This window comes from Chamaesiphon sp. VAR_69_metabat_338, assembly GCF_031423935.1.
In the GTDB taxonomy this organism is placed as follows: domain Bacteria; phylum Cyanobacteriota; class Cyanobacteriia; order Cyanobacteriales; family Chamaesiphonaceae; genus Chamaesiphon.
Window position 1 is genome coordinate 1 of the sequence record NZ_JANPGM010000432.1, and the last position, 7,114, is coordinate 7,114.

Consider the following 7,114-nt stretch of genomic DNA (forward strand, 5'->3'; position numbering starts at 1 on the left):
ACAGCTCGACCGATCCTATATCTGCTATCGCGAGATCCCGCCAACACCGAACTTCAGACAGAAAACATGCGTGCAAAATTTGCACGCATAGCCTGAGAAATAAATTAACAACGGCAGAGCGATCGATTAGCCGCTCGATCGCTCCTTCGTCTGAGATTGCCAGACCCCATCAACACCGACAATCAGATAAAAAATATGCGTGCAAATTTTGCACGCATAGACTGAGAACTAAATTAGCAACCGCAGGTCGATCGATTAGCCGCTCAACCGCTCCTCTGGCTACGATCGCCAGATATCGCCAATACCGATCGTCAGATAAAAAATATGCGTGCAAAGTTTGCACGCATAGACTGAGAACTAAATTAACAACCGCAGGTCGATCGATTAGCTCAGGTCTAAATCGATTACCACCGGATGCGATCGACTTGCTGTGGATCGAAACCTAAATTAATCACCATTTGCTCGCAGCGAACGAGATCTGGGTCGCCAGCATAAATTCTGAGATCCAGATCTAAAGCTAACTCAATTGTTTTCCAGCTTGGTATCCAAGGTAAAATCAACGCTCGATCGTTTTCTGCAAGTGCGGATAGGAACTGCTCGACTAACTGATACTCTAGCTGCGATCGCGGAATCGCAATACAACCCCGATCGTCATTTGCCAGCCAATCATGATGCCATTGAATCGAAGGAATTGCTAACACAAAAGCATTATCGGGCAATCGATCTTGAAAGCGCGGCGACATCGTATCGCCCCAGAATAACGAAAACTCCTTTTGGATCGAGTTCCACGCTGGACTGATAAATGAAGGCTCCTCAGTCTCAATTTCAGCATCGATATCGATCGCATCGTCCGATCCACTCTGAACATTTGCCGGCTGAACGAGCGAAATCCTCAGATCTGAATTTTCGCTCGTGTTGGTTTCAGCATCGGCTCGTTGCTGCTTGGCGAGTAAAGTCTGTTCGCCAAAATCTGTCGCAGCATTTAGCTCCTCGGAACAGCGCGATCGTTCGATGTCCCTGCTGTTGCTCTTGGCTTCGCAAATAGCTCTTTGAACTACGCTGTAAATAATCCGCTCGCCCGCCACCGCTCGATCGAAAAAATCACAGCGGATCTCCGATTGAGTTGAAGGTGCCGCCAGGAGATAGAGAGCCGAGATCGAAATATCGATCCGTGCAAAGTTTGCACGGATTGAATCTGGCACAGCCTCATAAACATTCATGAAATTGTAAGCAGTGCGGCGGCTCCAGTCAAACTCAGTCTTCAACCACTGAGTAAACTGGCGCATGCCAAGTTGCCTGCGCACTTCAACGAGATTTTTACCGATTTGCCACATGGTGGCTACTGTGTGGTGAATACTGTCTTTAATCTCTAGCGTCAACTTCTCAATTGAAGTCCGTTGCTCGGTTTTCAAGGCTTCGTATTCAAACTCAGCATTCTGGTGTGTATTTTGATTGACGTGCCGCATGGCAAATGACCTCAAGATAATACTTACAGAAGAGCCAGTATCCAACGCTCACATTGGCTTCAGACTTCCAGCCGATCTCCTAAAAGCGATCGGCATCTCAGCCCGTTCGATCGTCAATCCGTATCCCAAAATGTCCGAAATTAGACATGTAGATCGCTGAGCACAATTGAGTAGTAAAGTCAGTATGGATACTTTGCTATCGGCTGCAAGTAGAGAACTACTTACGTACACTTTAACTTATTTTGCTAAAATTACAACCGACGCTAATTACTAATAACTTCGATCTAATCCAGGTATAGCTATATTCTTATCAACTAGTTCTATTTCGATCGTCCGATCGAAATACCGCTCATATCAAGGTTTTTAGGCCGATCGAGCTAGCCGATCGCGGTAGAATTATGTAATTTTTATGACGATAATTCTTGCTCGATTCAATCAGTGAATATGCTGAATACGCAAGGGAATATTTAAAAAAATATACCAAGATTATCATGAGAACGTCAAAAGAGATCTCAACAAGATTACACCGCTAATTTAGACCTCACCTACAGATAATATTGCGATCTTAAAGTGTGATTTGTAACTAAGTGGATGCTTGGGAAGCCCTGTTGCACTCGCTCGTCGATCTGAATCCCGCGCTTGGTGCGATACGATCCGATCGCTAGGAATCACTTTATGCCCCGATCGATCCAAGACTCTTTAGATAAACTACCAGCGATGCCGGGGCGATCGATCGATTCGTCGGGCTAGTTCTGGCTGTTCTACCGGCATTGCCCATCGATCGGTGCGAGCACTAGTAAGACAACTGGATGAGGCACCTACATCTCGATCGAAGTTCTTCGATCGCCAAGATCTGCATAAGTCAGTCATTCTCAGGTACGAACTCAGTCAAGCTTGGCATTTAATAGAGATATCGGATTCGATCTTCCGACCGGAAGCGACAACAGCACGAGCAGACAGTTGAGGAATGAATATGTTGAAGTTAACCTATAGCGAATTTGGCTTGCGTTTAGAACAGATCGACGCATCCTTGGAACAATGGGTCATGCAGCGCACTATTCTAGCTTTACGGATTAGCGAACCACTATACGTTCAATCCGGTAATGCTTCGTTTTTGGTGCCCACTGCCGCAGTGAGAGCTAGTCTCGATCGATCGCAGATGACTTGTCTCCCCAATCCCATTTCGTTTTGCTATGTCGATCGAGATTTTTATGAAGTGAATATTGCTGGCGTGTGGCTTGCCAAAAACACCGATGTATGCGAGGGCATCTTAGCTGCTGAATTGGGCGATCTCGCCGAATCTGCTGTGTACCGCCTGTGGGAAAGTAGTCAGCCACAAGTGCCAACCTATATTGCTGATTGAAGGGGATGAGTAGTTGCCGCTGGCGCGATACCCGATTTCTGACAGACATCGGGTAGCTGTACTCACCGCTACAAATATCTCGCAGCAATACTACAAATCATCGACTCAAGGTCCGTAAAAAGCGACCCAAACTAGCAAATATGCCAGGTGACTTAGCCGCAGGCGCATTATCTCCTGGTGCTGTCGGTGCCACCAGCAGCGCGTCTAATTCGTCCCCGACAGGTTTGGCGGGCGATTCCGAGATGAGGGTATAGTCATTATCCCCTTCCAGCCACACTTGCCATTGACCTGGATAGCAGCGGTAGATGGCTGCTGTTTCGAGCGGCTTAATATAGTAAGCACAGGTGAGTGTGGTCAAAAATCTGTCGCGCAGTTGTCTGGCTGCATAACCGATACCGACGATCGCCGCATCTTCGAGCTTGGGTAAAAATAAGATGACTGGACGGTCTCCAGCAGCATTACACAATTTTTCGACTTGAGCGACTTCCACCGCCGATGGCTCGATCGCGATAAATAATTGGTCTTCAGCTTGAATTTTATCCTCGACTGGCGATCGACTACTACCTAAATCGTCAATCTTAAAATTCCGATCCTGCCAATCTCGTTTGGCTAAAGCTGCCGCACCTGTATCGGGGAATAATACCTTGAGCGCATTCCCGCGATCGCTAAACGACTCGATAAATTGCCGTGCCAACCCCATCGACTTGAGTTCGGGGATGACAATCTCGACGGTAATCCGTTGATGTCCAGCCGCGATCGCTGCCAGGGTCGCAGTTTGAGCTAACGCGATCGATTCTTCGAGGGTAGTTGGTAATTGTGACATGAAACTGTGGGAACTGACGCTATCTCTACTAGGTTACAGCTCGATCGGGCCTCGGCACAACAATAGGCGATTTTGGATTTTTCCCCTATTACTAAATGTAACTCAAAATTGAGGTGCCGCGTTATCGATCGAGCGACAATCTGGGTATACTAAATGTGTAGAGATTATATTCATAGATCGCTTGCGGCACCGACCGCGCCTCAAATCGATCGTAGCTAGATCGATGCTAAATTTACCGCTACCAGCCGCGATCTTGTAGTAGCAACGGGAAAGCCAACCAGACGAAATCCCGATCGAGCGAATTTCCTCATGCTATGTAATATAATTAGGGTCGGCAGGATCCTAAGTTTAACTTACAAAAAACTAGCGATCGGTCAAAATATCAACTTGAATTTGAGCACATGAACGATCGAGATGAGTATGAATTTGTCGAAGCAGCTCAAGCAAAAACTTTGGCAGAATATGCAATCGAAATCGAGCGATTGGAAGACTCGATCCTCGCCGCTCAAACAGATCGATCTTTAGTCGCAGAAGCACTAGCAAACGAACGTGCCAGTCAATTTTATGCCGCCTGGGGCAAATCAAAAATCGCCGCAGTTTATTTACAAGATGCCCGAGATTGCTACAGGCGATCGGGCGATCCGGCCAAAGTTCTCGAACTCGAACAACGTTATCCCCAACTCCTCGCCGCGATTCCGCCGGACGCGGCACATGCCGGATTGATTCCAACCAACTACTTTACAGATGAATTCATCGCCACACTCAGCCATGAATTTCGCAATCCGCTCAATGGTATCTTGGGGATGTCAGAGGCATTATTAGAAGAAGTCTTTGGGGTCATGAACGAAAGACAACTCAATGCAGTTACGACGATCGATCGGAGCGGTGGGTATCTACTCGCATTGGTCAATAACATGACCGATCTATTTCAAATTCAAGGGGGCAAACTAGAACTAGAAAAAACGCAAGTTGCAGTTGCCGACCTGTGTCAATTTAGTGCTAAATTTGTCAAACACCACGCAATCCAAAAACAGATTCAATTAGAGACAAATATCCCCGCCAATGCTGGCGCGATCTGTGTCGATCTCCAGCGGATGCGTCAAGTATTGATTAATTTACTCGATCGGGCGATCGATGCTACACAGATTGGCGGTACGGTAAAATTAACCGTGACGCGGGAGCAAGTTGGGACGACAGTGGATGCCAATTCGTCGATCCGGTTTGCGGCGATCGATACTAGCAAACAGATTCTGACGACGACCGCCGACGATGAATTGGATCGATCGATCTCGCCGATGAAAGGCTACACCAATGACAGCCATCATGTCGGTTTGGGCTTAATGCTAGTCAATCCGATCGTCGAACTGCATGGCGGTACCCTCACTTCTCGGAGTATCATCGGTCAGGGCAATTATACTGAAGTGTTATTACCCCATACTTGCCTGGTTGCCGAGCAAAATTGGGATCGACTTGACTCCCCCCACGATCCTTTACAGAAGCTCGACTATCTCGGTACTGTGTCGGGTACGATCGTCGAAGAAATGCCCGAACCACCACTGATCCTAATTGTCGAAGATAACGAACTCAATATTAATACGATCGCTAGCTATCTCACTGTCAAAGGCTATCGTCCGATTGTCGCTCAAGATGGACTATCTGCCATCCAACTCGCCCAGCAACACCATCCCGCGCTGATCTTGATGGATATTCAAATGCCCGGAATGGATGGACTCGAAGCGATCTCCCAGATTCGCCAACAGCCCCAAATTGCGAACATCCCCATCGTGGCACTCACCGCGCTGGTAATGGAAGGCGATCGTGATAAATGCTTGCAAGCCGGTGCCAATGACTATCTCACTAAACCAGTCAAGCTCAAGCAACTCAATCAAACTATTCGGCAATGGTTGAAATAGTTGATAGTTGATAATTGATAATTGATAATTAGTAGTTGGGAATAGTAGGGTGTGTCATCGCGCAAGCGTAACGCACCGAAGGAAATCGCAACGCACCAAAGGATAATGAATCTTATGAATCATTTACGATCGATATGGTTGGTGAAGATTTGTCTTGCTTGGTATTTAGGTACGATCGAATCTAAAATCTGCGGATGGAGATATCCATAAATATCTAAAGTTCCGGCATTATGTACATGCTAAATATTTATGTCGAGCTGCTTATATGAGCGAACCAATTTGCATCCTGATTTGTCAAAATCGGACTTGTAAGAAGCAAGGTGCTGCCGCTGTCTTAGCTGCTGCTCGCACAATGAGTCCGCCAGAAATCGCGGTAGAAGGTTGCGGTTGCTTGGGTAACTGTGGCAATGGGCCGATGGTATTAGTTTTACCAGCAAGAATATGGTATTATCGCGTTCGTCCGCAAGATCTAACAACAATTTTGACAGCGACGTAAATTAGCATCATTCTAAACATCGTTATGAATACCATTCTGCATATCACTCTTGCCGATCGCTGGACAAAAGCTAAGAATTTGGGGACTTATCGCAGCGATACGCTCGCAACAGAGGGATTCATTCACTGTTCTACCCTCGCGCAAGTTGTTGGCTCTGCAAATCGCTTTTTTGCAGGTCTTGAGGATGTAGTCATTGTGGTCATCGATCGCGATCGAGTCACCGCAGAAATTCGCGATGAAGGCACAGATCCTCGTAATTTATTTCCACATATCTACGGCGAGTTAAACATCGATGCCGTTGTCAAAGCCGTCGATCTGGAAACCGGCACAGATGGTTTATTTGTAATGCCAAAAGAGTTAGAGAATTGATAGTCGATCGTTGTAAAGACTATCTACTCCCTATTCCCTATTCCCTATTCCCTATCCCCTATTCCCTATCCCCTAGAATGAAAATTGCAACTTGGAATGTTAACTCGATTCGGACGCGGCTGGGGATTGTTACTAGCTGGTTGCAAGAAAATCCGGTCGATGTTCTGTGCATCCAAGAAAGTAAAGCTACCGACGAGCAATTTCCGATCGATGCGATCGCGGCTGGTGGTTATCATGTCTATATTTCTGGACAGAAATCTTATAACGGGGTGGCGATATTTAGCAAGCAGCCATTGACGGATGTCAGTCGCGGTTTTGGCGGTGTTTTAGCACCAGAGTTAGTTGGCGATCTAGACGAGCAAAAACGGGTAATTGCGGGTACTCTCGATGGCGTGCGGATTGTCAATCTCTATGTGCCGAATGGGAACGCGATCGACAGCGATAAATACGCCTACAAGCTACGGTGGTTGGAATTATTAGGTTTGTATTTAAAAACCACAATGACGGCGGTTCAGCAGTCAATTTGCGTGTGTGGGGACTTTAATATTGCCTTGGACGATCTCGATATTCACAGCAAAACTGTAGCGTTAGATCGAGTGATGGCGACAGCTACCGAACGCGAACTTTTACGCAAATCGACGATCGATTTAGGTTTCCAAGATAGCTTTCGGAAATTTACATCTA

General features: G+C 46.7%; 9 protein-coding genes. 6 read left to right on the forward strand and 3 right to left on the reverse strand.

Annotation, left to right across the window (positions count from 1 at the left end; translation table 11 throughout):
- Positions 1-404: 404 nt before the first annotated feature.
- Positions 405-1,466 carry a DUF3102 domain-containing protein gene (locus RMO84_RS11930; RefSeq protein WP_310488678.1) on the reverse strand — a complete coding sequence of 354 codons (1,062 nt, stop codon included), beginning with the start codon at positions 1,464-1,466 and terminating at the stop codon, positions 405-407.
- Here RMO84_RS11930 and RMO84_RS11935 point away from each other — a divergent pair.
- Positions 1,465-1,626, forward strand: a complete 162-nt coding sequence (locus RMO84_RS11935; RefSeq protein ID WP_310488679.1) for a hypothetical protein — start codon at positions 1,465-1,467, stop codon at positions 1,624-1,626. The two genes, RMO84_RS11930 and RMO84_RS11935, sit on opposite strands and share 2 nt — an antisense overlap.
- Before the next feature lie 548 nt (positions 1,627-2,174).
- On the opposite strand, the gene RMO84_RS11940 is transcribed toward RMO84_RS11935, so the two are convergent.
- Entirely contained in the window at positions 2,175-2,336 is a 162-nt protein-coding gene (locus tag RMO84_RS11940) for a hypothetical protein (protein ID WP_310488680.1), read from the reverse strand.
- Between the two features lie 103 nt (positions 2,337-2,439).
- Between RMO84_RS11940 and RMO84_RS11945 the strand changes: the two genes are divergently transcribed.
- Positions 2,440-2,829 (forward strand): alr0857 family protein, encoded by a 390-nt coding sequence (locus RMO84_RS11945; protein ID WP_310488681.1) that lies wholly within the window; start codon positions 2,440-2,442, stop codon positions 2,827-2,829.
- 97 nt (positions 2,830-2,926) lie between these two features.
- Here RMO84_RS11945 and RMO84_RS11950 read toward each other — a convergent pair whose 3' ends face one another.
- Entirely contained in the window at positions 2,927-3,652 is a 726-nt protein-coding gene (locus tag RMO84_RS11950; protein WP_310488682.1) for a DUF1995 family protein, read from the reverse strand.
- 401 nt (positions 3,653-4,053) lie between these two features.
- On the opposite strand from RMO84_RS11950, the gene RMO84_RS11955 reads away from it, so the two are divergent.
- The 4 genes from RMO84_RS11955 to xth all read left to right on the forward strand — a co-directional run.
- Positions 4,054-5,565 carry a response regulator gene (locus RMO84_RS11955; protein WP_310488683.1) on the forward strand — a complete coding sequence of 504 codons (1,512 nt, stop codon included), beginning with the start codon at positions 4,054-4,056 and terminating at the stop codon, positions 5,563-5,565.
- Between the two features lie 265 nt (positions 5,566-5,830).
- Positions 5,831-6,061 carry a (2Fe-2S) ferredoxin domain-containing protein gene (locus RMO84_RS11960; protein ID WP_310488684.1) on the forward strand — a complete coding sequence of 77 codons (231 nt, stop codon included), beginning with the start codon at positions 5,831-5,833 and terminating at the stop codon, positions 6,059-6,061.
- 24 nt (positions 6,062-6,085) lie between these two features.
- Positions 6,086-6,430, forward strand: a complete 345-nt coding sequence (locus RMO84_RS11965; RefSeq protein WP_310488685.1) for a DUF952 domain-containing protein — start codon at positions 6,086-6,088, stop codon at positions 6,428-6,430.
- A gap of 77 nt (positions 6,431-6,507) precedes the next feature.
- A partial coding sequence (gene xth, locus RMO84_RS11970; protein ID WP_310488686.1) for an exodeoxyribonuclease III occupies positions 6,508-7,114 on the forward strand: 607 nt, incomplete at its 3' end.